Origin of the sequence: Micavibrio aeruginosavorus, assembly GCF_051245535.1 — a bacterium.
GTDB classification, from domain to species: domain Bacteria; phylum Pseudomonadota; class Alphaproteobacteria; order Micavibrionales; family Micavibrionaceae; genus Micavibrio; species Micavibrio aeruginosavorus_D.
In genome coordinates, this window is the sequence record NZ_CP195303.1 from 1,194,126 (window position 1) to 1,220,759 (window position 26,634).

The 26,634-nt window shown below is 52.6% G+C and carries 22 protein-coding genes and 1 tRNA gene; 10 read left to right on the forward strand and 13 right to left on the reverse strand.

What is annotated here, in order from left to right; all coding sequences use genetic code 11:
• The first annotated feature begins 9 nt into the window (after positions 1–9).
• Positions 10–849 (forward strand): hypothetical protein, encoded by an 840-nt coding sequence (locus ACSC94_RS05805; protein WP_435642101.1) that lies wholly within the window; start codon positions 10–12, stop codon positions 847–849.
• A gap of 75 nt (positions 850–924) precedes the next feature.
• Here the strand turns inward: ACSC94_RS05805 and ACSC94_RS05810 are convergent, their stop codons facing one another.
• The 4 genes from ACSC94_RS05810 to ACSC94_RS05825 are packed head-to-tail and all read right to left on the reverse strand — an operon-like array spanning position 925 to position 4,357.
• Positions 925–2,052, reverse strand: coding sequence for a hypothetical protein (locus tag ACSC94_RS05810; RefSeq protein ID WP_435642102.1), 1,128 nt, complete (start codon positions 2,050–2,052; stop codon positions 925–927).
• A complete protein-coding gene (gene cysE / locus ACSC94_RS05815) occupies positions 2,049–2,684 on the reverse strand; it encodes a serine O-acetyltransferase (RefSeq protein ID WP_435642103.1) in 636 nt (211 codons plus the stop codon). The genes ACSC94_RS05810 and cysE overlap by 4 nt, the downstream gene beginning before the upstream one ends.
• Positions 2,681–3,634, reverse strand: a complete 954-nt coding sequence (gene cysK / locus ACSC94_RS05820; protein WP_435642104.1) for a cysteine synthase A — start codon at positions 3,632–3,634, stop codon at positions 2,681–2,683. The genes cysE and cysK overlap by 4 nt, the downstream gene beginning before the upstream one ends.
• A 15-nt stretch (positions 3,635–3,649) precedes the next feature.
• Positions 3,650–4,357, reverse strand: a complete 708-nt coding sequence (locus ACSC94_RS05825) for a DUF502 domain-containing protein (RefSeq protein ID WP_435642105.1) — start codon at positions 4,355–4,357, stop codon at positions 3,650–3,652.
• Between the two features lie 392 nt (positions 4,358–4,749).
• Here ACSC94_RS05825 and ACSC94_RS05830 point away from each other — a divergent pair, with 392 nt between their 5' ends.
• Positions 4,750–5,388 carry a helix-turn-helix transcriptional regulator gene (locus ACSC94_RS05830; protein WP_435642106.1) on the forward strand — a complete coding sequence of 213 codons (639 nt, stop codon included), beginning with the start codon at positions 4,750–4,752 and terminating at the stop codon, positions 5,386–5,388.
• Entirely contained in the window at positions 5,385–6,401 is a 1,017-nt protein-coding gene (locus ACSC94_RS05835) for an L-histidine N(alpha)-methyltransferase (RefSeq protein WP_435642107.1), read from the forward strand. The genes ACSC94_RS05830 and ACSC94_RS05835 overlap by 4 nt, the downstream gene beginning before the upstream one ends.
• On the opposite strand, the gene ACSC94_RS05840 is transcribed toward ACSC94_RS05835, so the two are convergent.
• Complete coding sequence (locus ACSC94_RS05840) at positions 6,398–7,081, reverse strand: helix-turn-helix domain-containing protein (RefSeq protein WP_435642108.1); 684 nt, start codon at positions 7,079–7,081, stop codon at positions 6,398–6,400. The two genes, ACSC94_RS05835 and ACSC94_RS05840, sit on opposite strands and share 4 nt — an antisense overlap.
• A gap of 201 nt (positions 7,082–7,282) precedes the next feature.
• On the opposite strand from ACSC94_RS05840, the gene ACSC94_RS05845 reads away from it, so the two are divergent.
• From ACSC94_RS05845 to ACSC94_RS05855, 3 genes are all read left to right on the forward strand, one after another.
• The gene (locus tag ACSC94_RS05845) at positions 7,283–8,728 is read left to right on the forward strand and encodes an FAD/NAD(P)-binding protein (RefSeq protein WP_435642109.1); all 1,446 of its coding nucleotides are present in this window, start codon (positions 7,283–7,285) and stop codon (positions 8,726–8,728) included.
• 12 nt (positions 8,729–8,740) lie between these two features.
• A complete protein-coding gene (locus ACSC94_RS05850; RefSeq protein ID WP_435642110.1) occupies positions 8,741–9,097 on the forward strand; it encodes a carboxymuconolactone decarboxylase family protein in 357 nt (118 codons plus the stop codon).
• Positions 9,098–9,259: 162 nt separating this feature from the next.
• Entirely contained in the window at positions 9,260–9,463 is a 204-nt protein-coding gene (locus ACSC94_RS05855) for a hypothetical protein (protein ID WP_435642111.1), read from the forward strand.
• A gap of 18 nt (positions 9,464–9,481) precedes the next feature.
• On the opposite strand, the gene ACSC94_RS05860 is transcribed toward ACSC94_RS05855, so the two are convergent.
• The 8 genes from ACSC94_RS05860 to ssb all read right to left on the reverse strand — a co-directional run bounded on the left by ACSC94_RS05860 (position 9,482) and on the right by ssb (position 16,906).
• A tRNA-Lys gene (locus tag ACSC94_RS05860) sits at positions 9,482–9,557 on the reverse strand.
• Between the two features lie 207 nt (positions 9,558–9,764).
• Positions 9,765–10,286: a pantetheine-phosphate adenylyltransferase gene (gene coaD / locus ACSC94_RS05865; protein WP_435642112.1), complete on the reverse strand. Its 522-nt coding sequence runs from the start codon at positions 10,284–10,286 to the stop codon at positions 9,765–9,767.
• Positions 10,283–10,744, reverse strand: coding sequence for an NUDIX domain-containing protein (locus ACSC94_RS05870; RefSeq protein WP_435642113.1), 462 nt, complete (start codon positions 10,742–10,744; stop codon positions 10,283–10,285). The genes coaD and ACSC94_RS05870 overlap by 4 nt, the downstream gene beginning before the upstream one ends.
• A gap of 2 nt (positions 10,745–10,746) precedes the next feature.
• A complete protein-coding gene (locus tag ACSC94_RS05875; RefSeq protein WP_435642114.1) occupies positions 10,747–11,550 on the reverse strand; it encodes a type I restriction enzyme HsdR N-terminal domain-containing protein in 804 nt (267 codons plus the stop codon).
• A 115-nt stretch (positions 11,551–11,665) separates the two neighbouring features.
• The gene (gene gyrA, locus ACSC94_RS05880; protein ID WP_435642115.1) at positions 11,666–14,407 is read right to left on the reverse strand and encodes a DNA gyrase subunit A; all 2,742 of its coding nucleotides are present in this window, start codon (positions 14,405–14,407) and stop codon (positions 11,666–11,668) included.
• A 166-nt stretch (positions 14,408–14,573) separates the two neighbouring features.
• Positions 14,574–15,038, reverse strand: coding sequence for a hypothetical protein (locus ACSC94_RS05885; RefSeq protein ID WP_435642116.1), 465 nt, complete (start codon positions 15,036–15,038; stop codon positions 14,574–14,576).
• Positions 15,039–15,079: 41 nt separating this feature from the next.
• Positions 15,080–16,378 (reverse strand): class I SAM-dependent methyltransferase, encoded by a 1,299-nt coding sequence (locus ACSC94_RS05890; RefSeq protein ID WP_435642117.1) that lies wholly within the window; start codon positions 16,376–16,378, stop codon positions 15,080–15,082.
• A gap of 30 nt (positions 16,379–16,408) precedes the next feature.
• Entirely contained in the window at positions 16,409–16,906 is a 498-nt protein-coding gene (gene ssb / locus ACSC94_RS05895) for a single-stranded DNA-binding protein (protein ID WP_435642118.1), read from the reverse strand.
• 233 nt (positions 16,907–17,139) lie between these two features.
• Between ssb and ACSC94_RS05900 the strand changes: the two genes are divergently transcribed.
• The 4 genes from ACSC94_RS05900 (at position 17,140) to ACSC94_RS05915 (ending at position 26,634) form a co-directional block, all read left to right on the forward strand.
• Positions 17,140–19,650, forward strand: coding sequence for an AAA family ATPase (locus tag ACSC94_RS05900; RefSeq protein ID WP_435642119.1), 2,511 nt, complete (start codon positions 17,140–17,142; stop codon positions 19,648–19,650).
• A 226-nt stretch (positions 19,651–19,876) separates the two neighbouring features.
• A complete protein-coding gene (locus tag ACSC94_RS05905) occupies positions 19,877–22,354 on the forward strand; it encodes an AAA family ATPase (RefSeq protein WP_435642120.1) in 2,478 nt (825 codons plus the stop codon).
• A gap of 152 nt (positions 22,355–22,506) precedes the next feature.
• Entirely contained in the window at positions 22,507–25,380 is a 2,874-nt protein-coding gene (gene uvrA / locus ACSC94_RS05910) for an excinuclease ABC subunit UvrA (RefSeq protein ID WP_435642121.1), read from the forward strand.
• 270 nt (positions 25,381–25,650) lie between these two features.
• On the forward strand, positions 25,651–26,634 hold the full coding sequence (locus tag ACSC94_RS05915) for a DnaJ domain-containing protein (protein WP_435642122.1): 984 nt from the start codon (positions 25,651–25,653) through the stop codon (positions 26,632–26,634).

Sequence of the window (26,634 nt, forward strand, 5' to 3'; positions counted from 1 at the left end):
AGGCAGGCCATGACAGATCTGGTTCCCCAAAACGGTCAAAACCCGGACGACAATAACGGCGAAGAAAAAGACACCACCGCGGTGGGCTTTGTACGCCGTCGCCCGGAAGAAGAAGAAACCGAAGAAGAGCGCGCCGATCGCCGCCTGCGTGAAGACGCGACAGCGAACGCCCTGATCCGTTTAAACCAAGTGCATCAGGAAGAAGGCACGGAAACTTTTGGCTCCGCCCGCCGTGATGAGGCCGATGATTTCATCGAAGCTGAATTTGGCCCGGCCGAAAAAAATAATGGCGAAGCCGCCGTGGATGCCGAAAGCCTGCGCCCCGATCCGGAACGCGAATCCCTGCACCAGACATTCAACCGCATCGCACAGTTGCAAAGCGCCCTGTGCAAAGTCTTTGAACTGGAAACGGTCAATACCCACATGGTCGAAGAACTGGCCAAAACCGTCACCGTCACGGTAGAGCTGGAACAATCCTTCGAAGCCAAAGGCACAGACGACGCGATCTCGGTCTCCCGCGATCATATTTTCGCGCAAAAGAATGATGTGTCCTTCGCCACGGCCTATGAAATGACCCTGATCGCCATGGTCGACCCGTCATTGTGCGAAGACGGCGTTGACGTGCGCGGCAATACGCATGACCGCCTGATCTTGAGCATCGTGGCACAGGAATGCGGCTTGAAAGTGAACAACGCCCCGGATGCAGACCCGGCCACCGTTGCCACCCTGACATCCGAAATCCAAACCTGGCTCGCCCAGAAAAACGGCGTCGGCCCGATCCACGCAACCCGCGACGAAGAAGAACCGGAACAAAAACCGGCCTATCAGCGCACGTTTGCTCCGGCTTAATACGGCGACACAAACAGATTAAAAAAGGGACGGAGCAAAAACTCCGTCCCTTTTTTAATCGTTAGCCTATGCATACTACCAACAGTGACTGCTTTCAGCCAGAGTCCGAAAAACACTTGCTTTATCCATGCCCGACGTTATTGCCGAGCAGTAAAGCAATTTAAGCAAATACTTCTCACGCTCAGTTACTGAAATAATTTTTCCATCGGTACGGGATATTTCATCGGGCTGGTGGCCTTTCACCGTATCATACGCTAACAGCGAATCCCGTTGCACATCAGAAGTATAATATTTCGATTTATCAAATAATTCCGGCAACCCCAGAGCACTAACAAGGCACTTTGGAACCACTCGATAAACATCATCTTCTGTCGCGGATATATCGATTTTGCAAATCACCAGATCAATGTTGTTATTATGATCTGGCAAAATATATGCCTCGACCAATGGATCAGGTATTTGAAGAGGAACGCCAGCCCAAAACATACGCTCTTGAAATTCAATCTTATAGCTATCGACCCCGGGGTTACTCGGGCTTCGAACATTCATAAGACTTGTTGGAACGATTCGGATTCTTGCATAATTCTCTGTGGCATCATCTGAATCTCCCAAACGCATGAATTTCAAAGCAGGAATCCCCTGCCCCGAAATTTGCGGAATGGTTTGCAAGACTGCCTTTTCAATCGTAGCGTAAAAATTCTCGGCCCCCACCCCGTTATAAGGGCTTATGCTAGGGCTTTTACGTCCATCACCAACCGACGCCAGAGAGTAAGCAGGCCACCCAAACGCGACAGAAACTTTCGAGCGTTGCCATTTGTTAACAACGCCGGACGCCGGCCATCCATATGGCCGATGAATATGATCTGCCATCCACGGATGCCATTTCTTATCTTTTTCGTAAGCCCTAGGCTCGTCTTTCATATAAGAACCGACCATTTCGCCGAACGCAGATGATCCATCTCGACGTGCTACATCGTCATTCCAAAAACGATTAGAAAATCCCGCAGTTAGTAAGGAGGCGATTAAATCACCGCGTGTGTACGTTCGGCCATCAAGCACAATTTCTGCACTTGCTCGATCTTTACCAGAGTCAAAAAAGGCATGAGATGCCTGTACGGAAAAAAGAAAAATTGAAAGAGAAGTAATTGAAAACAGAAAATATTTTTTATAAGAAGGCTTCACAATACATCCTCTAAAATTCATATCCCCGCCCCTTTCCATTTTTCGGCCAGAACGCGCACAGACACACGGTCATCATCCACCGCATCGCCCACAGGCAAGCCGTAATACACTTCGGTATCCTTATCCTTTTGCCCGGTAATGCGGGCGGGAATGCCAACCACGGTGGCGCCCGGTGGAACATCGCGTGTGACGACGGAATTGGCGCCGATGGCGGCGTTATCGCCCACCGTGATAGGGCCCAACACTTGCGCGCCCGCGCCGATCATCACGTTATTGCCGATATCCGGATGGCGTTTCCCGCATTGCGGGCCGTGGCCAGTGCCGCCCAATGTGACGCCATGGTAAATCGTGCATTCATCCCCGATTGTTGCGGTAGCACCGATCACGACGCCCGTACCATGGTCGATAAAGACGTTTTTGCCCACCTTGGCCGCCGGATGAATTTCGATGCCTGTGATCCAGCGCCCGACATACATCCAGAGCCGCGCCAGCGCGCGCAATTTATGCGCCCATAAAAAATGCGCCAGTGGGTGAAAGATTGTCAGGATGTGAAAGCCGGGATAGCAAAACACAACCTCGGCCCATGTTGGACACGCGGCATCGCGGTCGCGGATGGAACGGATAAAATTCTGCAATCCCGTGATCAATTTCATTCCAGACCCTCAAACAACACGGTCGATAGATAACGCTCGGCAAAGGACGGAATAATAACAACGATCATTTTTTCGGCATTCACGGGATCTTTGGCCACCTGAATGGCCGCCCACAGGGCCGCGCCAGATGAAATACCGACGGGAAGGCCCTCGACCTTCGCCACGTCACGCGCCATTTTAACGGCGTCGTCATTTTCAACCTTGATGATTTTATCAATCAAATCGGTTTGCAGGATGGAGGGCACGAACCCGGCCCCAATGCCCTGAATTTTATGCAGGCCCGGTTCACCACCGGATAAAACCGGGCTGGAAGCCGGTTCAACGGCAACAGCCTTAAAGCCGGGGTTGCGCGATTTCAAAACACGCGCCACGCCGGTCAGCGTTCCCCCCGTCCCCACACCGGAAATCAGAATATCGGCCATGCCATCCGTGTCGTTCCAGATTTCTTCCGCCGTTGTGCGTTCATGAATGGCCGGATTGGCGGGGTTATCGAACTGGCCAGGAATGAAACTATCCGGATATTCGGCCTGAAGCTCATTTGCGCGGGCAATGGCCCCCTTCATCCCCTTCTCCGCCGGGGTCAGGACCAATTCAGCGCCCAGCAATTTCAACATTTTCCGACGTTCGATCGACATGCTTTCCGGCATGGTCAAAATTAAACGATACCCACGCGCGGCGGCAATGAAGGCCAGCGCAATGCCCGTATTGCCCGATGTCGGTTCAATCAAAACGGTTTTACCGGGGGTGATTTCGCCAGCGGCCTCGGCCGCATCAATCATCGCAAAGCCAATCCGGTCCTTCACCGACCCCAGCGGGTTGAAAAATTCCAGCTTGGCGACAATATCCGCCGTAACACCGTATTTTTCCGACAGGCGTTTGAGTCGGACCATCGGTGTTGCACCAATTGTATCGACAACCGAGTCATAAATTTTTCCCCGAAATTCGGTCATGCACTGTCTCCTCAATTATTTTTTCTTGCCGTTTCCGTTTTTGGCTTGCGGCGGGTTTAATGTGGGGTCCGACGGCGTAATGATACCGCCGGATACAATCATCTTGATGGCGTCTTCAACATTCATTTCTAAGAAAGTTAAATCTTTACGTGGAATAAATAACAAAAATCCCGATGTCGGATTTGGCGTGGTGGGCAGGAACACATTCACCACCTCATCATCCGTCAAACGCTGCACCTCGCCCTTTGTCGTGCCCGTAACGAACCCCATGGCCCAAATACCGGGACGCGGATATTGAAACATGACCGCCTCGCGAAAGGCTTGCGATTGCGCGCCCATCACTGTTTCAAAAACCTGTTTCGTCGCACCGTACAACGTGCGGATCACGGGCATACGATCGACAATATATTCAGAGATATTGATGACCACACGGCCCATGAAATTGCGCGCAAACCACCCAATGGTGATAAAAAACGCCACCGCAATAATCAGCCCCAACCCCGGCACGGCGGTTTCGGGATAATAATGTGCGGGAATAATCGCCGACACTTTGCTGTCGATAAATTTCAGGAACACCCAGGTCAGATACAGCGTAATTGAAATCGGTGCCGTGACCAGAATACCCGCGAGGAAATAACCGCGAATTTTTGCAAACACGCTCAAATGAAACGGTTCACGCTCCTGCGGCTGATCGGGGGTGGTTTGCGGCTGTTCAGTGGTCATGCGCCACGACTCCTGGGACATAAGGGGGATTACGCGAAAAAGATCATGGAAAAGATACCATGTCCGCGCCCGATGACCAGTGTGCATGCGCAAAGCACACAAAAAGCGACCCCCCGAAGGTGTGTGGGCCTTCGAGGGGTCTTTTTTATCGTGGGGCTTGGGGGAAGCTATCCACGGCGTTTGGTGTGTGCAGCCTTTATTGGTGTGTGTGTATGGGGAGATACCAATAAACGCTATAATTCCAAACGTAAGACGATATAAACCATAGTTTTCCATAGCGCGTCAACATTATTTTCGATAAAAAATAAGTTCCAACGCTATAAAAAATAAGGTATAACATCAGAACTAACGAAAACCGCAGGAAACTGCCCTTTTATGAGGTTTGACGCACCGTGGCCATTACCGCAGACCAAATCCGCGCCGCCCGGGCCTTAAAAAACTGGAGTCAGGCCGACCTCGCCGAGCGGGTCGACATGGCCACGCCGTCCATTGGCAACATCGAATCCGGCAAACACAACCCCACCCCCCAAACCCAAGCCGCCATTATCGAAGCGTTCGAGGATGCGGGGATTGAGTTTATTGATGGGGGTGTGCGCGTTAAGAAACACACTGTTGAAATCCTGATTGGCCAGGAAGGCTTTCTGGAGTTTTACGACGATGTGTACGCGGAAATTAAGAAATCAAAAGAAAAAACCGTCTGTGTCAGCAACGTCGACGAACGCAAGTTTGTTGAATGGCAAGGCGACCAGCTGAATGAACACTCGGAACGGATGCTGAAGCTGGGCGTGCGCTATCAAATCTTGATCGAACACGGCGACACGTTCTTTCCGGCGTCGCACTACGCCGATTATCGCTGGATGCCAGAAAACACATTTTACACGGTCCCCTTCTACATTTATGGCGACAAACTCGGCATGATGGTTTTCGGTGACGAACCGCGCATTTATGTCCTGAACGAGCCAGAAATTGCAGCGTCCTATCGCAAGCAATTTGAAGAAATCTGGAAAAAATCGGAGGTTCCGCAGAAATGAGGAGCCTGAGCGATGCAGACATTCTCCACGCCTTGCGCAAGAAGGAAGAAAACCGCTTCCTGAATGACAGCATCGATCTTTTTTCGGGCTATCGCACCGGGCATATGAACCCGTATGCGTTCAATGAACCCCAAACCAGCAGCGATCCCGTTCGCGGTGGTGAGCATTGGGGACGTTTTGTAAACACATCACGCGATTATTACCTGATCAGCGAAGAAGCGCAGCTGATCCAAAGCCTTGCCACAGAGATTGGAAAAATCCTACCCAAAAATGCACTGTGCGTTGACCTTGGCCCCGGCGAAGAAAAGGCCGTGATCACAAAAACATTTCCCATACTGACGGGAATGTCTTCTCCATCGGGTTATGTGGCCGTTGATGTAAACAACAAATTCATTCACAACGCATCCGCGCTGGTTCAAGACAAGTTGCAAATTGAATCCAGCGGTATTCTGGCTGATTTCTTTGAGGAGACCTTGAGCATCGCGGCACGCTCTCCCAAAGTCATGGTTCTGTTCGGCGGCCTGTTGTGCAATCTGGGCCGTGGAAAAGCTTCAGCACTCCTCGAACTGTCGAACAATCTGAAAAAACTGCGAAAACACGCTCAAGCTGGCGATTATCTGGTCATTACCCAGGACATCAACCAGAACCAGACGACACTGGATGCCGCATATAATCACCCTGATCTTGCCCGCTATATCATGACGTTGACCCATCGGATTAAAAGAGACCTGCCAACGCGCGACTTTAATCCCGACCATTTTGAATTTTATTCAGAATGGGACGCAGAAGAGCACGTACAAGTTCTTGGCGCACGGGCCAAAACTCTCTCGACATTCCAGATTGCGGATCATGCCTTTGCGGTTCGTAAGGATAAAAAAATCCCGCTGGTCAATTGCTACAAATTCCCGGCCGAGTTTTTCCTCAGCGCCTGCCGCTCCGCAGGCTTCAACGCCGTGCAAACATTCCACGGAACATCAGACCGCATCATCTTGCATGTCTTGAAGGCTACTTAATATTTTTCCCGCGCCGTTGATTTTTTTGGCTTTGGCAAAGTCTGCCACAAAACTTCAAAAATCCCTCTTTGCGCATTCGCCGCATTTTCATCATTGATGATGATCACGGCCCCAGGCTCCGGCTTCTCAAAACTACTATCCAATGTCATCGCAAATTTTGTTCCGTAAACCATGCTTATGCTGTTCACAAACAAGTTTTTGGGAATTAAGCGGTATTCACCCAGATCGCCCATTAAATAGGTATCATCTTCGTTCACAATGTTTCGTATTTGTATCCCCGCCGAGCGAATTTTTCGAATTTGCTCAACAATCGCCGGGGGGGAAATTTCATCAATAGGCACAAAAACGTACCAAATACGCTCTGCTTCAGGCAATTCCTTAAGCGTCAAATAGACATCCTCAAGAACACTTAAATACAAGTTCTGTCCCGGGAAATCCTCCTGCGAAAATGTTGTGATGCGCTCATCAAAAGAACGCTTTTCAACACCGTGCTTAGTAAAAACAATGCCGGCCAACAAAAACGCTTCGTAAATTTTGTCGAGCAACTGCGCAGAGGGTTTTTGTTTTCCAAGTTCAATATTCGCAATGGATGGCACGGCAACATTGGCACGGTTCGCCAGTTCCGTCTGACTCCACCCCTTCAAAGCACGGGCGGCACGAATTTGATCAGGTGTAATCATAGGTTTTATCTCTTTGAAATCTCACGGATATTAAAAATAATATAGCATGCTATGATTTTTATATCAAATTTTCTTGCGTGCACAATAAAAACAATATAAAAAACATAGTATGCGATATTATTTATAGAACCACGCCCAAAAGGCCGCAATAAAGCCCGAAGCCAAAAGCATATGTGGCGCACTACAGAGAGGATAAACAATATGACAAAATCAACAATTGCCATCGTAGGCGGAGGACTGTGCGGTTCAATGGTGGCCATTCAGCAAATGCTGAACCTCATAACCCAAAGAACATTGGAAGGATGGACCGCCAGCCCGAAAAGCACCATCGATATCAACATTTTTGACACCAAAAATGCGATTGGTTACGGCACGCCATACATGCAAGAAGAGACAACGCAAAATGTCTTTCTTCTGAACCAGCCCGCCTATGCGATGTCCCCTCTTCAGGACATTCCGAATCATTTTTCTGATTGGCTGAAACTCAGCGGAAAACCATTTTCCGAAAATGATTTCGCCCCCAGAGAGCTTTACGGGTCTTACATTAATGATGTTTTTTCAAAAGCCGCAGACCTTTATGAGCAACACGGCATCGGGAAAATTTCGCATATCAAATCAACAATTAAAGATATAGAAAAAATATCTGCGTTTAACTTCAAACTTACAGACGACCAAGACAACACATCAACATCCAATGTTATTGTACTGACGCCTGGGCACGGCCAATCCGACCTGTTGAATGAGCACAGCTATCATCCGCTTTATTTTTCAGCTCCCTATGATAATAAAAGAGCTCACGAACGCCTTTCCTATGAATCATCACCCATCCTGATCATTGGGACAAGTCAATCCATGCTTGATGGACTGGCCTTGCTTGATCACATCCAACACCAAGGCCCCGTATATGCAATTTCTCGGAATTTGGTTAAACCATGGCGATTTGACCCCATTGCTGAACGATCAGAATTTGGCGAATTTTGCTTTGAAAATCTGAACGCGCGGATTCTTTCAAAACCTTCCGCATTGAGCTCAGAATCTCTCCGCTTTCTCTTTGAGCAAGATTTAGAAAATGGACTCAAAAAAGGGATCGCCACGGGACACATCCTGTCCTCTTTCCATGCATCACAACTGGAAAAAAGTATCGGCAATGATGTAACAAAGAAAAACTTCGCTTCATTAAGCAGCTACGTTAGCGCCTTATATGGCAACCCAACGTCCCCTCAAAGATACGAGCTGATGGAAAAATATGAATCCACGGGCAAGCTAATTTTTGTGCGTGGAGATATTCAAAAAGCACACATAAAAGCTACAAAGGATGGATTTTCCATTCAATTCGATCACCATCAAAAAATGAATGTATCGTCCATTTTTAATAGCGCCTCATACACGATGAAAACAATATCAGATGATGGAAAAATATCTATTCCATTACTTGATAGACTCGACATGCGCGGAGCATTACGCAGAAGCGACACAGACAAGAATGCCTTTGAATCAGGATCGCAAAACTGGAACGGATTATATCTTGCTGGCCCAGCAACGAATTCTCAACGCTGGGGCGTTGGGACATTCAAGAAAAGTATCTCAAACATCGCACATCTATCGACGCACGATTTAAAAACAAACCTGCCCATGAAACCCCTATAAAATGGAAAAGACATGACTGAATCAAAAATTGAAAGCTTCAAAAGCACCCGCGAAAAGCAAAACGCTATTCTGGCCAAGTACGCCAATCAGCAACAAAAACGATTTTTTGGATTGGATGCCGCCACGTATCAGGCCGGGGCCCTTGATAAAAAAACAAAGGAATTGCTGGGCTTCACCGCTTCGCTTGTTCTGCGCTGTGATGACTGCATCCTTTACCATCTGATCGCCTGCAAAGAATCCGGTGTAACGTCGGAAGAGCTTTCGGAAGCGGTTGGCATTGCTATGCTGGTGGGTGGGTCCATTACCATCCCCCATGTTCGCCGCGCCATGTCGATTTGGGACGAAGAGTTACAGGACACAACAATATAAAATTCACCCTTAATTCCCCACAAACACACAACGCACTGGCGCAACATGGTTTTCATGGGGCGCCAGTGTTTTAATTTTCATCGTGTGTTGACGGGAGCCGATGGCAGGCCACGTTAATCAGAGGGTTTGTGGTGGGGGTTTATGACGACATGGAGAACACCCATGATTCATCTTGGCCCCGATGCGCCGGGCATTATTTTGTTTTCATCTGCCATCAGCGCCGTGATTGCATTCGGCACCGTGATGGCGTTGTGCATGACGATGGTTCTGGAACCCATTCCCCCGATGCGTGGCGAGGATGGACGGCCGGATCCAAGCGTAATTGTCCCGCAGGATCTGCCGGAAACAACGCTGAAGCTATATTGAAGGATTGGGAGAGAGGGGTGGTGACTGCTCAGGGATTCGAACCCTGGGCCTACTGATTAAAAGTCAGTTGCTCTACCGGCTGAGCTAAGCAGTCTTACCCGTTGCGAACGCCCCGTAGTGGCTGGGTGCGTATATTAGGCCGATGCAAAATATGAATACATGGCCCCTTCGTCAAGGTTTCTTTTCAAAACAATCCCAAAGAACCGCACTTTTTTTGAAAATATTGGAATCTTTGGGGTTTTTCGGCCCCTGCGGCCCCATATCCCCCATATATCTCCTGCGCGAAACCGTGGCCAGAGGGTTATTTCAGGCCAAATTTAGCCTTCATCTTGGCCTCGATATGCGGGGTCACAACCCCGGACACATCCCCACCCAGCGAGCAGATTTCCTTCACAAAGGACGAGGACACGAATTGCCACTTGTCCGAAGCCATCAAAAACACGGTTTCAATGTCCGGGTTCAGCTTGGCGTTCATGCCCGTCATCTGAAATTCGAATTCAAAGTCGGACACGGCCCGTAAGCCCCGGATAATGCACGACGCCCCGGCATCGCGCGCGAAGTCGATCAAGAGGTTGTCGAATGGCCGCACATCAATGTCGCAATATTTATCGTGCATGTTGGCAATATCGGTTTTGACCAGATCAATGCGTTCATCAATCGTGAATAACGGTCCCTTGCGCACGTTGGACGCCACGCCGATAATCAAACGGTCAACGATTTTGCTGGCGCGTTGAATAATGTGCAAATGGCCCTTGGTCATCGGATCGAATGTGCCGGGGTAAACGCCGACGCGGTGTTTGGCGGCCTCTAGGCTGGGGTTCATGATCCCGTCTCCTTAATATCCATTCCCATGTAGCGGACCGGAACCGGCCCGTTGCTCCATTCCCCGTTTCGCAAGAAATCGGGGAACACGATTGGCAATTCCATCAGCTCGGCATGGGTGAAAAATCGAACTTCCTCAACACTGCCGCCATGGTCAACCCATGAATCCTGTATCGCACCCGCCTCGATCGCGCAAACAAAATGCGCCTGCATCGTGTGGTGTGTGGCCGCGGGGTCGTAATATTCAGAAACGGCGTATAAATCGCCCACGGCAATGGTCAGCCCCGTTTCCTCATACACCTCACGCCGGACGCAGGATTTAATATCCTCACCCAAATCGGCCCGCCCACCCGGCAAGGTCCAGAACGTGCCATCCCCATCACCCCGCACCAAAAGCAGACGGCCCCGATCAACGATCAGGGCCCGTCCAGCAACTTGTGGCGCGGTGTGTTTGGCCATTATTACTCCGCAGCCGCCGGTACAATGGCGGGCGCTCCAACAGCATTAGACGAAACGTCCTTGGCTTTTCTTAAAGCCTTTTTCTCCGCTTTTGAAACTTTCTTTTGGGCCTGCTGCGCTTTTTCGCCTTCAATCACTTCGCGCTTAATCACCTCATTCGCAAGCAATTCTTTAATCTCATCTTCCGAGATTTTTGCTTCCGGGGACATACGGCGCAGCTCGCGTCGAACCGCCGAAACAACCGTTTCAGACATAACAATCGCGCCAACTGTGAACCTGTTCAAAATCTGCTTGTGAGAATGGTGCAGCTCCAGCTTCGACTTAACGATACCTTCCTTTGCCAGTAACGACAAAACATCAATGCTCGATTTATCCTTCACAGCCAAATCGAGCATATTAAAGCTCTCAACCAGCTCAAAGTTGATCGGCTTACCGAAGCTGACCCTGTAGATTCGCCATTCAACACCGTTCGTCAGGGAAACCCACTCAATTCCCTCGTTTGCCGCATAGTTGATGGCTTGCTTCAAATGTTGCTCTTTCAGGTCCAGACCAATGGCCTTTACCTCCATCAACATAACCAGCTTACCGTCAATTTTTAGAGCCAGATCACAGAATGTCCCACGGATAGCATATTCAGATGTAATCTCTGTGTATTTATCATAACCAAAAATATGCTCCAGCATATCGGTAATAATCGTCACAGTATCCGATTCATTAACATCACGCGCCTTTGCGGACTGAAGAATCGGCTGAAATCTTTTCAAGGATGTTTTGATTCGCTCGGCAGCCTTAGCAGGGACAGACATATTTAAGATCTCCGTATCTATAAATTACACGCAAGAGTTTATCCGCCAATACAATTACCTGTCTACACTATTCCTTACAGAAATATCCCGGCAAATTGCCGGGATATTTTATTCATTATTCCTCAACCGGCGCGTCGATGTCGTTGGCCGGGGTGGCTGCGTCGCCATCAATGGCGGCTTCATCCCCTTCCTCGCGGATCAGCCAGGCGACGGAGACGACTTTCTCGCCTTCAGCCACTTTGAACAGGGTCACGCCCTGTGCGCTGCGGCCCGTGAAGCGGACGTCGTGGACCGGCATGCGGATCAATTGGCCCGCATCAGACACCAGCATCACTTCGTGTTCGTCCGTGACCGGGAAGGTGGCGATCATTTCGCCGCCATTCTTCGCCGTCAGCGCCATGTTGGTCACACCTTGACCACCACGACCGGACAAACGGTATTCATAGGCCGATGTGCGTTTGCCAAAGCCCTTCACCGTGACGCTCAGCAGGAATTGTTCTTTTTCCTGCAGTTCCTTGAAGCGTGCTTCGGACAGTTGGATATCGCCGCCTTCAAATTCCACGCCCTCTTCGTCCGCGCCACGCAGTTTGTTGGCCATCTTCAGATAGGCCGTGCGTTCATCGGCGGTTGCCTCGACATGGGTCAGAATGGACATGGAGATGACTTCATCATCGTCCTTGGCCAGTTTCACGCCGCGTACACCGGTCGATGTCCGGCCCGAGAAGACGCGCACATCATCAACCGGGAAGCGGATGGCCTTGCCCAGACGGGTGGCCAGCAGGATATCGTCGTCCTCGCGCGCGATTTTGACGGAGATCAGTTTCTCGCCCTCTTCCTCCAGCTTCATGGCGATCAGGCCATTGGAGCGGATGGAACGGAAATCGGACAATTTGTTCCGGCGGACGCCACCTTTGCTGGTCGCAAAGATAATATCCATCGTATCCCAGATTTCTTCATCTTCCGGCAGGCGCATGATGACGGAGATATTCTCCCCCTCGCCCAGCGGCAGCATGTTGATCAGCGCTTTGCCTCGCGCTTGCGGCGTACCCAGCGGCAATTGCCAGACCTTCAGCTTGTGCACGATCCCGCGGCTGGTGAAGCAGAGCAGCGGCGTGTGGGTTGAGGCCACGAACAGGTCGGTGACGAAATCTTCGTCTTTCAGACCCGTTCCGCTGCGGCCCTTGCCGCCACGGCGTTGCGCGCGATAAGTATCCAGCGGGACACGTTTGGCATAACCGCTGTTGGTGATGGTCACCACCATTTCCTCGCGTTGGATCAGGTCTTCGATATCTTCTTCGAATTCGGCGTTCACGATTTCCGTGCGGCGCGGCGTGCCGAATTTTGCCTTCACTTCGATCAATTCATTGACCAGAACTTCCAGCAATTTTTCACGGCTGCCCAGAATGGCCAGGAATTCGGCGATGGCATCGGTGATTTCTTTCAGCTCATCCCCAATCTTGTCGCGTTCCAGACCGGTCAAGCGGTGCAGGCGCAGATCGAGAATGGCTTTGGCCTGCACTTCGGACATTTGGTATGTCCCGGCATCATCAACCATATATTCCGGATCATCGATCAAGGCGATCAACGGGGTGATATCACCCGCCGGCCAGCGTTTGGACAGCAATTGCTCCTTGGCCACGCCCGGGTTGGGGGCGTTACGGATCACGGCGATGATTTCATCGATATTGGCCACGGCCACAGCCAGACCCGCCAAGACGTGGGCCCGGTCGCGGGCTTTACCCAGTTCGAAGATCGTGCGGCGGGTAATGACCTCTTCGCGGAATTTCACGAAGGCGGAAATAAAATCACGCAGCAGCAAAGTTTGCGGGCGGCCATGGTTCAAGGCCACCATGTTGCACGGGAACGATGTTTGCAGTTGGGTGTGTTTATACAACTGGTTCAAAACAACATCGGCGATGGCGTTTTTCTTCAGCTCGATAACGATACGAACGCCTTCGCGGTCGGATTCGTCACGAATTTCCGACATGTCCTCGACAATTTTTTCGCGACCAACTTCGCCCAGACGTTCGAGCAAGCGGCCCTTGTTCACCTGATACGGCACTTCGTGCACAATGATGGCTTCGCGTTTGTCGCGCATATCTTCGATCGAGCATTTCGCCCGCATCATGATCGAGCCATTGCCCGTCATATACGCGGATTTAATGCCCATACGGCCCAGAATTTGCGCCCCCGTCGGGAAATCCGGCCCGTGGATGTAGGTCATCAAATCTTCGTTGGCGATTTCCGGGTTTTCAACATAGGCACAGCACGCATCAATGACTTCGTTAAGGTTGTGCGGCGGAATGTTGGTGGCCATACCCACGGCAATACCACCCGCCCCGTTGACCAGCAGGTTCGGAACGCGCGCAGGCAGAACCGTCGGTTCCAACGTGGATTCGTCGTAGTTGGGGCGGAATTCAACTGTGTCTTTATCAATATCGTCCAGCAACGCTTCGGCGGCTTTGGCCAGACGCGCTTCGGTATAACGCATCGCCGCAGCCGGATCGCCGTCCATGGAACCAAAGTTACCCTGACCATCGATCAGCGGCAGGCGCAGAGAGAATGTTTGCGCCATACGAACCATGGCCTCGTAAATCGCGGAGTCGCCGTGCGGGTGGTATTTACCCATGACGTCACCGACGATACGCGCCGATTTTTTGTAGGATTTATCGGACGTGTACCCGCCCTCTTTCATCGCGAAGAAGATACGGCGGTGAACCGGCTTCAAACCGTCGCGCACATCGGGCAGCGCACGGGACACGATCACGCTCATCGCGTAATCGAGGTAGGATTTCTTCATCTCGTCTTCGAGCGAAATGGTCGGAAAAATCGGATCCTGGATCGCGGTATCGGTCATTGTTCTACGGCCTTTATCAAAAACGGCGGAAACGCTTGGTTTTCTTGTGAAATTTCAAGGTCATTAAGTAGCATTTTTACCCCACCCAAACAACGCCAAAATGGCAAAAAGCGGGGCTTTTCCAGCCCCGCCAAACAATATACAACCCATTGATATTAAACGTATTTTATTCCGGAGCAGCGGGCGCGGACGTGGGGTTGATCCCAAAACGCTCATCCGCCAGCGCCTGATCCAGCATCCGGATGATTTCCGGTTGCAATTTTTCCTGATAAATCGGCAGTTTTTTGGCCACGGCCTTGGCCTCGGGCGAGCCAAAATAATCGACCATGGCCTGTAATTCCGCCGTGGTGAACAAATTCACCATCGTATCCACGGACATTTTCTCCAAGGCGGCATAGTCGAATGCTTTATCCACCATGGCGATAAAGCGTTCCTGATCCGCCGGGGGCAAATTGCGCGCCACTTGCTGAACGGCTTCGCTCACCTGCTCGCGCGCGGGGCGGATTTTGTGCATTTCCAGCGCCAGTTCACGGCGCTTGACCATATCCGCATCATTCGACACCGCATCCTGTGCCATAGCGGACATGGACAGCATGGTCAGGGCAACGAACAGAACAATAAAACGGCGCATAGCAGGATTCTCCCGGCTGTTAGAAGGATGGTTTGAACAGACTAAGCAATCTTCATGACATTTTCGAGGCGTATTTGCACCTGCGCCGGGTCATCAATTCCGGCAATGCGGCCACTGAACCGCGCCCATTCGCGCATCACGCCCGCCTCGATCAACGGTGCATAATCGCGGCCCGCATGGACGATATCCTTGGCCACCAGAATATGGCCAAAACGATCGGCCAGATGATCGTGATTCAGAACGACAACCCGGTCATCCCCCGCTTGGGTCGGCGGGACATAGGCGAACAAGGGATGGGCACTGCCCGGGCGGCTGATAAAGCGCACGGGGCCGTTTTGCACAATCGCCGCATGGGCCGCATTCATCATGCGCAGGGCGGATTGGGCCTGTGCCCCTTCGAACACACGGTCAGCGGCAAAATCATGGACACTGACCCCACCGGCCACATCGGCAAAGCGGCGCGTGGCGTTCAATGAATCCGCCATCGGACGACGCACCTGAACCAATCCGGCGTCCGCCAGACCGTTATACATCCGCATCCATTGCGGCAACATCGGGCCCAGCGGGATGGCGTAGCGCGCATCATCCGCCTCACGCATCAAACCGGAATTATGGCGGATGGCATCCAGAAAGCACTGAGCAAAGCCCAGCTTGTAACTGGTGTTTTTCGGTGCGTGGATGATGGCGTCGCGGTACACCGGCAACGCATCCACATGATGGTTCGGCATTTTCAGTGCGACGGAATCCCACCACACATCCCCGCGGCCCAGCTTGTCCGCCTTGCCGTCGGTGAGGTGTTCAAAATGGACCAGAAAATCCGCCGCCATGCCGCGCAATTCATCGGCCGATACGGCATACATCGGGCGATCGGCCGGGCCCGGACCATGGCGCAGCGTGATAAACATCACCGCCCCCGGATTGGCAATGTCACACAGCGTGCGGAACATGGTGGCCCGCGACGGTGCATCCAGATGCATCCACGCCGCGCTCAGCACCACCAGATCGTATTTCTGCCCCGTCGTACGAATTTTTTCGCGGACGGTATGCAAATGCGGCATCACATCGACGGCATAGGACACGTTGTTATGCGCGTTTACCGTTTGCGCCTGCCGGATCATGCCGGCGGCCCCATCGACGGCATCAACAGCGAACCCCTGCTCCGCCAGCCATTTGGCGTCGCGCCCGTTGCCACAGGCAATATCCAGCGCGCGTTGACGCCCCGGCATAAAAGGCAACAGTCCAGCGAGAACATCGCTGGACTGCACAGATTGGTATTGCGCCGACAATGTCGCGGATTGGGCATCATAGGTGGAAAGAATTTGATCCCTGACCTTTTTCATGCCCGATCCCCTTCAACAGCCGCGTTTGAATTAGAACGGAATTTCGTCGTCCATATCGTCGATACGGGCACCACCGCCAGAGGCCGCACGCGCAGGAGCCGGTGAACCGTAATCGGCCCCGCCGCCCATGCCGCCGCTCATGTCGTTTGCGCCGCCGAAGCCGGAACCACCGCCGCTGCGGGAATCCAGCATGGTCAGCTCGCCACGGAACGGGCGCAGGACCACTTCGGTCGTGTATTTTTCCTGACCGTCTTTGTCGGTGTATTTGCGGCTTTCCAATTGGCCTTCGATGTACACTTTCGCGCCTTTTTTCAAATAACGCTCGGCAACGGTGGCCAGATTGTCGTTAAAAATCACCACGCGGTGCCATTGGGTGCGTTCCTGACGCTCACCAGAATTCTTGTCTTTCCAGCTTTCGGATGTGGCGATGGACAGGTTTACAACCTTGCCGCCCGACTGCATCGTCCGTACGTCCGGGTCGTTGCCCAGATTGCCCACCAGAATAACCTTGTTCACGCTGCCAGCCATGGCCTGCTCTCTCTCATGTTCTATATTTGTTTCGGGGAAACCGGGGTCACTATTACCCATCATGCGCCGGATGAAAAGCCCGTTTTGCGCCATTTTGGCGGTTATGCACCAGGACGGACCACCCCGTCCACTTTTTCCTTGCCCCCTTTGCCCAGCTTACGTAAATTGACCCACCGTCAAAAAGAGTATGCAAAAAGCCCGGAAACGCGGGCATATCTTAGGGAGCGCAGAATATGGGACTGACTCAGCACAGTGAAAACCACCTGAAAACCTTCAGCAGCATCAGTCTGCTCGCTGAACAAATCGGGGCCCTGACCACCCAATTCCCCGCAATCAATGACAGTTTAAAAAAGCTGCCGCAGGATGTTATCCGCGGCCGGACATTCCATGAAATCGTCGTCGACGACTTGCTGGAGCTTTATGCCTGCATTTCGATGAATGTTCCGGCGAACAAGGCATACCCGGAATTTTACGGCGAAATCATGCGCCACCGGAATGGCGAATCCATTTCCCCGGAAACCGCACACGAATTTCTGACGGCCCATATCGAACAGGTCAAAAACGCCGAAACACTCTCCTACAACATGGAATGTGTCGGGCTTCTGGAACTGTCCCCGGACAGCAAAGAGGCCATTCCGAGTGTTGTCGAAATCTTCAAGACAGTCACCCGCCTGTTCGGCCAATTGCATTTCAGCGATGAAGCCATCCAAACCAACACGCTGGCCGAAAGTCTGGCGACCAGTATGGAACAGGTTTATGCGGAACAAACCAGCGCTCAGCGCGCACAGAGCGCGGAGCCGGATGACGACGCCGATCAGGATGATTTCGGCGCCGAAGAGAACGCCCACGATGTCTTGTCCATCTATGGCATCAACATCGCGGAAAAAATCGTCAAGCCGCCCAAGGCTCCCGAATTTGACAATGCCGTTGCCGCAGTGTCGCGCGTCCTGCTGCGCCCGCACGGCGCACAAGTCCTGTTACATGGGAAAGATTACAGCAACGCGCGCATTCTGGTCGATACGCTGGCCCACAAAATGGCCGCGGGCGAAGGACCGGGTTATTTGAAAGATGCCTCCATCTACCGCATCAGCCTGACCGACATGCTGTTGAAATCGGCAGATTCCGGCCCGGCGGGTCAAAGTGCCAAATCGATGCTGGGCGATGTTCTGGACACCACCAGCGCCCACAATCTGGACAACCCGGATGAACCCATCATCCTGCATTTTGATGATTATGGCTGCGCCGAAAAACCGCTCAGCTATGACGCCATGATGGTGGATTCAACCGGCATGCTGCGCACGATTATCCAGCATTACGCCGACAATGACCCCAATGTGATGATGATTTTCAACGCAACGGATGCAGAATTAAACGCATTGGACACAGATTCCGCGCGGATTGAAAAGATCGCCACGCCGGAACTGTCCACGGACTCTCTGATGTTCCACCTGCTGAAAACCGCTGTGGGTCTGGAATCACAGAAAGCCATGACCATCAGCGATTCCGTGCTGGCCGACATTATCCAGAAATCCGATGCACATATGCCGAAAACGGCATCGCGCATCACCCGCGCCACGGACGTGTTACTGTCCGCCGTCGCCGATGCCGAGATGAAGGGCCACACCGAACTGACCTATGAATCCGTTTGCATCGCTGTCGCCGCACGGTCGAAAAAGCCACTGGAAACCATTAATGGTGACGGGGCCAGCCGCTACACCAATCTGGCCGAAAAATTGTCCGGCAAAGTGTTCGGGCAAGATGACGCCATCAAGGTCGTTGCCGATACGCTGGAACTGGTCGGCCATGGGCTGCACGATCCAAAGCGCCCGTTCGGCGTGTTTTATTTAACCGGCCCGACCGGCGTGGGTAAAACCGAATTGGCCAAGGTTCTGGCCGACACGCTGGGAACCGATCTGATCACCGTCAACATGGCGGATTTCAGCGGCGAACATACGGTCAGCCGCCTGCTCGGCTCGCCTCCGGGCTATGTCGGATATGGCGACAAAACCGCATTGGAAGATGTGGCGCAAAAGTCCTACGCCGTCATCCTGATCGACGAAGCGGAAAAGGCCCACCGCACCGTTGACAACGCCTTCATGAAAATCATGGACGAAGGCGAATTGACCTTGCTCAACGGCAAGCATATCGACTTCCACAACACCGTTTTGATGTTCACCAGCAACCTTGGCGCCCTCGCCGCAGAAGAAGCCGGGAAAAAGAACCGCATTGGTTTCGGCACCGGCGACGGTCAGAGCGAACGCGATTTGGCCAGCAAGGAAGCCCGTGCCAAAGCCATTCAGGAAACACTGAAACCAGAATTCCGCCAGCGCGCAACCATGATCGACATGAACAGTCTGACACAAGACGCTGTGCAGTCGATTGCCTTCAAAAAAGTTAATGACGTATCCGCCCGCCTGCGTGAAAACAAAGCGTATGCGAATATGAACATTGACCTGACACCACAGGCCATGGATGAACTGATGAAAATTGGTTATGACCGCGCCCACGGGGCCCGCCACATGGAACGCACCATCCGCGACAATGTGAAAGTGCCGCTGGTCCACTGGTTGAATAAAAACGCCGATCAAGTTTCCGGCAAGGATTGCACCTTGGTCATCGAAAGCGTGTTGAAAGACAGCTTCCGCGCCAGCGTGACCCCGGCGGCCACAAACGATAACACCCCGGCACAGCCACAACGGCGCAAACGCGGCACCGTTCGCCCACGAAACCCGAGGCCGGAATAACCCCAATATCGTGAAACAATCAAAAAACCCGCCCCAACAGGCGGGTTTTTTATGGCCACCCCCATGGCGAAGGCCCCAGAAACCATAGACTTTTTGGCATCTTCCACAGCGCCCTGCTTTTTTATAAAGATATTTCTTGCCCCATACTTAAGCTTTATGTAAATTAAAGCACAGGGAAAACACAAAAACAGCGTAATTTATAAGTGTTATCAGGGAGATACAGAATATGAGTGAAAGCATCCGCGAAGCCACGCAATTGAGCCTGTTCCGCGCCATTGAGGAAGTTATGGGCCAAGCCCTGACCTTGGACAAACATCACCTGATGCCGGAATTCTTAGAAAGCGTCCCCGCTGCGCTGGTCCAGAACCGCAAATTCTCCGAGATTGTTGCCACCGACCTGCTGGATCTTTATGCCCATGTCGTCAAAGACGCGCAGGAAGATGATCTGACCATCGATGCTTACTTGCAACTTCTGCAATACCGCTACCCGGATTCTCTGAGCCGCGACGATGCAAAAACGATGCTGAAGCATCACATTAGCACCCTGAAAAATGAACAGGGCGAGAGAGAATCCCCGACATCCCTGCGTATTACCAAGGATGTGCGTTCGATGGTTCAGGTTCATGATTATTTGAAAGGCTGCTACGTCGACATCACGCAAGGGTTTGGTGAAATCTGCTTCTCGAACAATGCCCTTGTTGTTCATGCCGCAGCCAACGCGGTTATTGACTCTATTCACTCAGACAACGGCAAAAACCTGCTGAAAAACAGTGGCACCGTTCCGGTCATCAACGACTCGAACAGCAACATTGCCCCGGCATTGCTGGCCTTGCTAAGCAAAAACACGACAAACATGATCAATGAATCTGCCGATCTGGATGAACATCATGGGCGAAATGACGATGTAAAACGCCTGTCCCGCGTATTGTTGCAGAAAAAAGGCGCCAGCGCCCTGCTCCATGGCGACGAAGGCATCGGCAAAAGCACTGTTGTCAAAGCGTTGGCCAAAAACATGGCCGAAGGCAACGGCCCGGGCCAAATGAAAACCGGCACGATTTTCAAAATCAATCTGGCTGACATGCTGTACAAGGACTCGTCTAAAATCAAAAAGACGCTGGATGATATTATGACGGGCGTATCTGACCACAACAGCAATAATCCGAAAAGCCAGATCGTTCTGTATGTCGATGATTTTGGTTCCGTACCGGCGAATGAACTGCGTGACCTGATCAGCTATAAAGCTTCACGCGAAAACAACCTGCATCTGATCGTCAGTGCAACGGAACAGGAAATGTTCCTCCTGAAAAAAACGGCTCCGGCCCTGCTGGCTCCGTTCGAGACGCTGAAACTGGAAGAACTGCCTGCGGCGATTGCTATGAATCCGCTGCAAACACATGCAAAAAAACTGTCCGATTACCACAGCGTGGAAATTACACAGGACGCGTTGGACCACATTGCGGAAAAAACAGACCGTTACATGCCGAACGCGTTCCGCCCCGGAAAAGGCATCGGCGTTCTGCTGTCCGCTGTTGCAGAATCCGAACTGAATAACGAACCCACGCTGAGCACGGATACGATTGACACAATCATCGCCGAAAAAACCGGGCTGCCGCTGGCGTTAATTGGTGGATCGGCATCGGACCGCATTGAAAATCTGGGCGAAGCCCTGTCCCAACGCATTTTCGGACAGGAAGAGGCTGTTTCGAAAATCTCCAAAACCATCGGGCTGGTCAATCGCAACCTGCATGATCCGAAAAAACCGCTGGGCGTATTCTACCTGACTGGTGCCAGCGGCGTTGGGAAAAGCGAACTGGCAAAAAGCCTGTCACAATCGCTGTTCGCGGATGAAAAGGCCCTGATCACCGTCAACTTGGCCGACTTCGCCGACAAACATACGGTCAGCCGAATCGTCGGAGCGCCTCCGGGCTATCTCGGGTATGGCGAGGAAACAGCGCTGGAAACCGTAGAAAAGAAACCTTTCTCTGTTGTCCTGTTTGACGAAGCGGAAAAGGCTCACCCGGAAGTGGACAACGCCCTGATGAAAATCATGGACGAAGGCGAGCTGACCCTGCTGAACGGCAAGAAACTCAATTTCCGCAACTGCGTGCTGATCTTCACCAGCAACTTGGGGGCCTCGGCCGCACAAAATGCGGCAGATGAAATCGGAAACAGAAATACAATCGGCTTTACACAACCTTCCGCAGAGGACAAGCTGAAGGATGCCGATAAAGCCGCATCCACCGAACGGATGCGTGCCGCGAAGGAACGTCTGAAACCGGAATTCCGTAACCGGGCGACGTTTATCGACATGAACAATCTGACGCCGGATGTTGTTAAAACAATCGCGCTGAAGAAGATTGACGACGTGTCGACAAGCCTGCGCCAGAACAAACTCTATGCCGGATTGACGGTGAAATTGTCCGACAATGCGCTGGACGAACTGATGGGCATTGGCTTCGACGCCAAGAACGGTGCCCGCCCGATGGACCGCGCCATCCGCGATTACGTGAAGGTGCCGCTGGCTGATTGGTTGAAGCAGAACGAAACCGATTTGGCCGGGGAAACAAAAACCCTGACCGTCGACAGCGTGAAAGACAGCTTCACCGTGACGGCCACCGCGACCGCCGCAAACCAGAACAAGGTTGGAGCCCCCCAATCAGGCTCCACCCGCAAGCCCGGCGGCCCGACGGCGCAACCGGCTTAACAGACAGCAGTTTTAACACCACCTTGCCCCCGGCTGGTTAACCCGCCGGGGGCTTTTTCTGCGTTTTGCCCCAAAAAGCCCCTAGCCAAGCCGCCCCCGAATCCCATATACATGGAAAGCCAGAGTAGAACTTTTCAGGAACATTTCGCACTATGTTAAAGACCATCAGCATCCGCGGCGCGCGGGAACACAATCTGAAAGACGTCGATGTCGATATGCCGCGCGATTCCCTGATCGTGATGACGGGGCTGTCCGGATCGGGCAAATCCTCGCTCGCCTTTGACACGATTTATGCCGAAGGGCAACGCCGGTACGTCGAAAGCCTGTCGGCCTATGCCCGCCAGTTTTTGGAATTGATGCAGAAGCCGGATGTGGATTCGATTGAGGGCCTGTCCCCCGCGATTTCCATCGAACAAAAAACAACCAGCCGCAACCCCCGCTCCACCGTCGGCACGGTGACGGAGATTTACGATTACATGCGCCTGCTCTGGGCGCGCGTCGGCGTGCCCTATTCCCCCGCAACCGGATTACCGATTGAAAGCCAGACGGTCAGCCACATGGTCGACCGCATCATGGCGATGGGCGAAGGCACGAAGCTGTATCTGCTGGCCCCCATCGTGCGCGGGCGCAAGGGTGAATATAAAAAGGAACTGACCGAGCTGCGCGCCAAAGGGTTCCAACGTGTGAAAATTGACGGCACGTTGTATGAAATTGATGAAACGCCCGCGCTGGACAAGAAAATTAAACACGACATCGAAATCGTCGTGGACCGCATTATCGTGCGCGCCGATCTGGGTAACCGTTTGGCCGACTCGGTCGAAACCGCGTTGAAAATGGCCGATGGGTTATTGATTGTTGAAAACGCGGACAGTGGCGAACAAACGCTGTTTTCCGAAAAATTCGCCTGCCCGGTATCCGGCTTTACCATTCCCGAAATCGAACCGCGTTTGTTTTCATTCAACAACCCGCACGGCGCCTGCCCGACATGCGACGGGTTGGGCGTGAAATTGTTGTTTGATGAATCACTGGTCGTGCCCGATCCATCCAAAAGCATGGAAGACGGGGCGATTGATCCGTGGTCCAAGAATTTCAGCAAATATTACCTGCAAACCCTCGCCGCCGTGGCCAAGCATTACAAGGCCACCGTGGACCAGCCGTTTAAATCGATCCCGAAGAAAGTGCGCGACATCATCCTGTATGGCAGCGATGAAGAAGTCATTACGTTCTCCTATGACGACGGCGTGCGCAGTTACAAAACGAAAAAGCCGTTCGAAGGCGTCATTCCAAACCTGCAACGCCGCCTGCTGGAAACCGACAGCGCGGGCGTGCGCGAGGAATTGTCGAAATATCAATCCTCCGCCCCGTGCGAATCCTGTGAGGGCTATCGCCTGAAACCCGAAGCGTTGGCCGTGAAAATCAACAAAATCCATATCAGCCAGGCCGCCGAAATGGGCATTGGCGAGGCCATCGACTGGTTCGGGACGCTGGATAAGAAACTGACCAAGCAGCAACGCGCCATTGCCGAACGGATTTTGAAAGAAATCAATGAACGGCTGCAATTCCTGATGAATGTGGGGTTGGATTACCTCAACCTCTCCCGCTCCTCCGGCACGCTTTCGGGCGGGGAAAGCCAGCGCATTCGTCTGGCCAGCCAGATTGGCTCGGGCCTGACCGGGGTTCTCTATGTTCTGGACGAACCGTCCATCGGTCTGCACCAGCGCGATAACAACCGCTTGCTGGAAACACTGAAACGCCTGCGCGATCTGGGCAATACGGTATTGGTCGTCGAACATGACGAAGACGCCATCCGCATGGCCGATTATCTGATCGACATGGGCCCCGGTGCCGGCATTCATGGCGGCCAGATCGTGGCGCAAGGCACACCGGACGAAGTGATGAAGAATAAAAACAGCATCACGGCCGATTACCTGACCGGACGTAAATCCATCGCCGTGCCGAAAACCCGCCGCCCCGGAAAACCGAAACAGTTTATTGAACTAAACGGATGCACCGGAAACAATTTGCAAAATATCGACGGGAAAATACCGTTGGGCACCATGACGTGCATCACGGGTGTGTCCGGCTCCGGTAAATCGACCTTTACCATCGATACCTTGTTTCAGGCCGCCAGCCAGAAATTGATGGGCACGCGCGAAGCGCCGCTGCCGTACAAGGAAATCAAGGGCCTGCACAATGTCGATAAAGTCATCGATATTGACCAATCACCGATTGGCCGCACGCCACGCTCGAACCCCGCCACCTACACCGGGGCCTTCACCCCCATCCGCGAATGGTTCGCCGGACTGCCGGAATCCAAAGCCCGCGGCTATGAACCGGGCCGTTTCTCCTTCAACGTCAAGGGCGGGCGGTGCGAGGCGTGTCAGGGCGATGGCGTCATCAAGATTGAAATGCACTTCCTGCCCGATGTTTACGTCACATGCGATACATGCGATGGCAAACGCTATAACCGCGAAACGCTGGAAGTGAAATTCAAGAGCCAGTCCATTGCCGACGTTCTGGACATGACGATCGAGGAAGCGGCAGAGTTTTTCAAAGCCGTTCCCTCCATCCGCGAGAAAATGGAAACATTGGTCGATGTTGGTCTTGGTTACATCAAGGTCGGGCAACAGGCCACCACCCTGTCCGGGGGCGAGGCCCAGCGTGTGAAGCTGGCCAAGGAACTGGCGCGCCGGTCCACCGGGCGCACGCTCTATATCCTCGATGAACCGACCACGGGCCTGCATTTCGAAGATGTCCGCAAATTGATGGAAGTCCTGCACAAGCTGGTGGATCAGGGCAACAGCGTCGTGGTCATCGAACACAATCTGGAAGTCATCAAAACCGCCGACCACATCATCGATATCGGCCCCGAGGGTGGTGATAAAGGCGGACGCATTGTGGCCCAAGGCACACCGGAACAGGTCGCCGCGACCAAAGGCAGCTATACCGGGCATTATCTGGCCCCGTTGCTGGCCCCGGCAAAGGCCCCCGCGAAAACGGCAGCCAAGGGCAAGAAAACGGCTTAAGGCCCTTTTCGCCAGCACACACCCTCGTCATCCCCGCCTTGTGCGGGGATCCGGGGGCCATAAGTCGCAACTTGCCCCGGTCCTTTCCGGATCCCCGCACAAGGCGGGGATGACAATGTGTGGCAATTAACACATTGAAATAAAACAATAAAATCACATAAATTTCCCTCTTGCGCCGCGCCCTCAAGTTATGGTAAATATAAGGACGCCTGAATTCAAAAAAACCAATAAAAATCAGGCCTCAAATGGGTAAAAAAACGGTGGTGTGCAATGTTAAACGGCAAGACATATTACGAAATTCTGGGCGTTGATCAGAAAGCGGAAGACGCGGTGATCAAAGCCGCCTATCGCGCGATGACCAGCAAATATCACCCCGACAAAAATCCGGGCGATAAAGCAGCCGAAGAAAAAACCAAAGAAGCCAATATTGCCTATGCCGCGCTGAAAGAAGATCGCGCCGGATATGACCGCATACTGGCGGCCACCGCCACGGCACACAAACCCACCGTCAACCAACCGCCTTCCACCGAGGTGCGCGAATCTCATAAACCGCCGCAAGTTTATACAGAACCCAAACGGCCACAGACGATTGTACCGGAATCCGAAAAACCCGGCTTTGATCGCGCCGAACAAAAACCGGGATTTGAACGCAGCCAACGCAACGCCGCGCAGCGCGAAGCCAATCTGCAAAAGAAATCCGGTATGGGTAAATATTTCTTGGCTGCCGCTTTGGGCGGCGCGGCCTTGTGGGCCTATAACGAATATTTCAAGAACGATATCGACATCAAACCCGTTCCGACCCCTGCGCCGCAAACAATTCAGCAAGCGCCAACCGCCCCGGTTGAAAAACAACCGGCGGGCAATGGCTACGTTCTCCAACGTGGTGATATTTCCCCGCAATGGAAAACCATCGTTTGCACATCGCAATTGAAACAAGGCCAGTATGGCGATACCCAATATATTCAGGGCACCCACCTGCCCCACCAATTTGATCAAGACGCCGTGATCGAAGCGATGAAACGTGATTCGAACAGCGAGCTGGTCAATATGGCCCGCAGGAACAACACGCACATTCGCGTGACCTATGCCCATGTTGGTCAGGCCGCGAAACCCATCATTCACAACATCACGAACACGTTCTCGCTGAAATGCGATCCGGGCTACCGCCAATATCCGGGACCGAAGGAATCAAACTATAAACTGCAGGATTTCATGACCAAGCCGATCAGTGATCTGAAACCGACCCGGCAATAA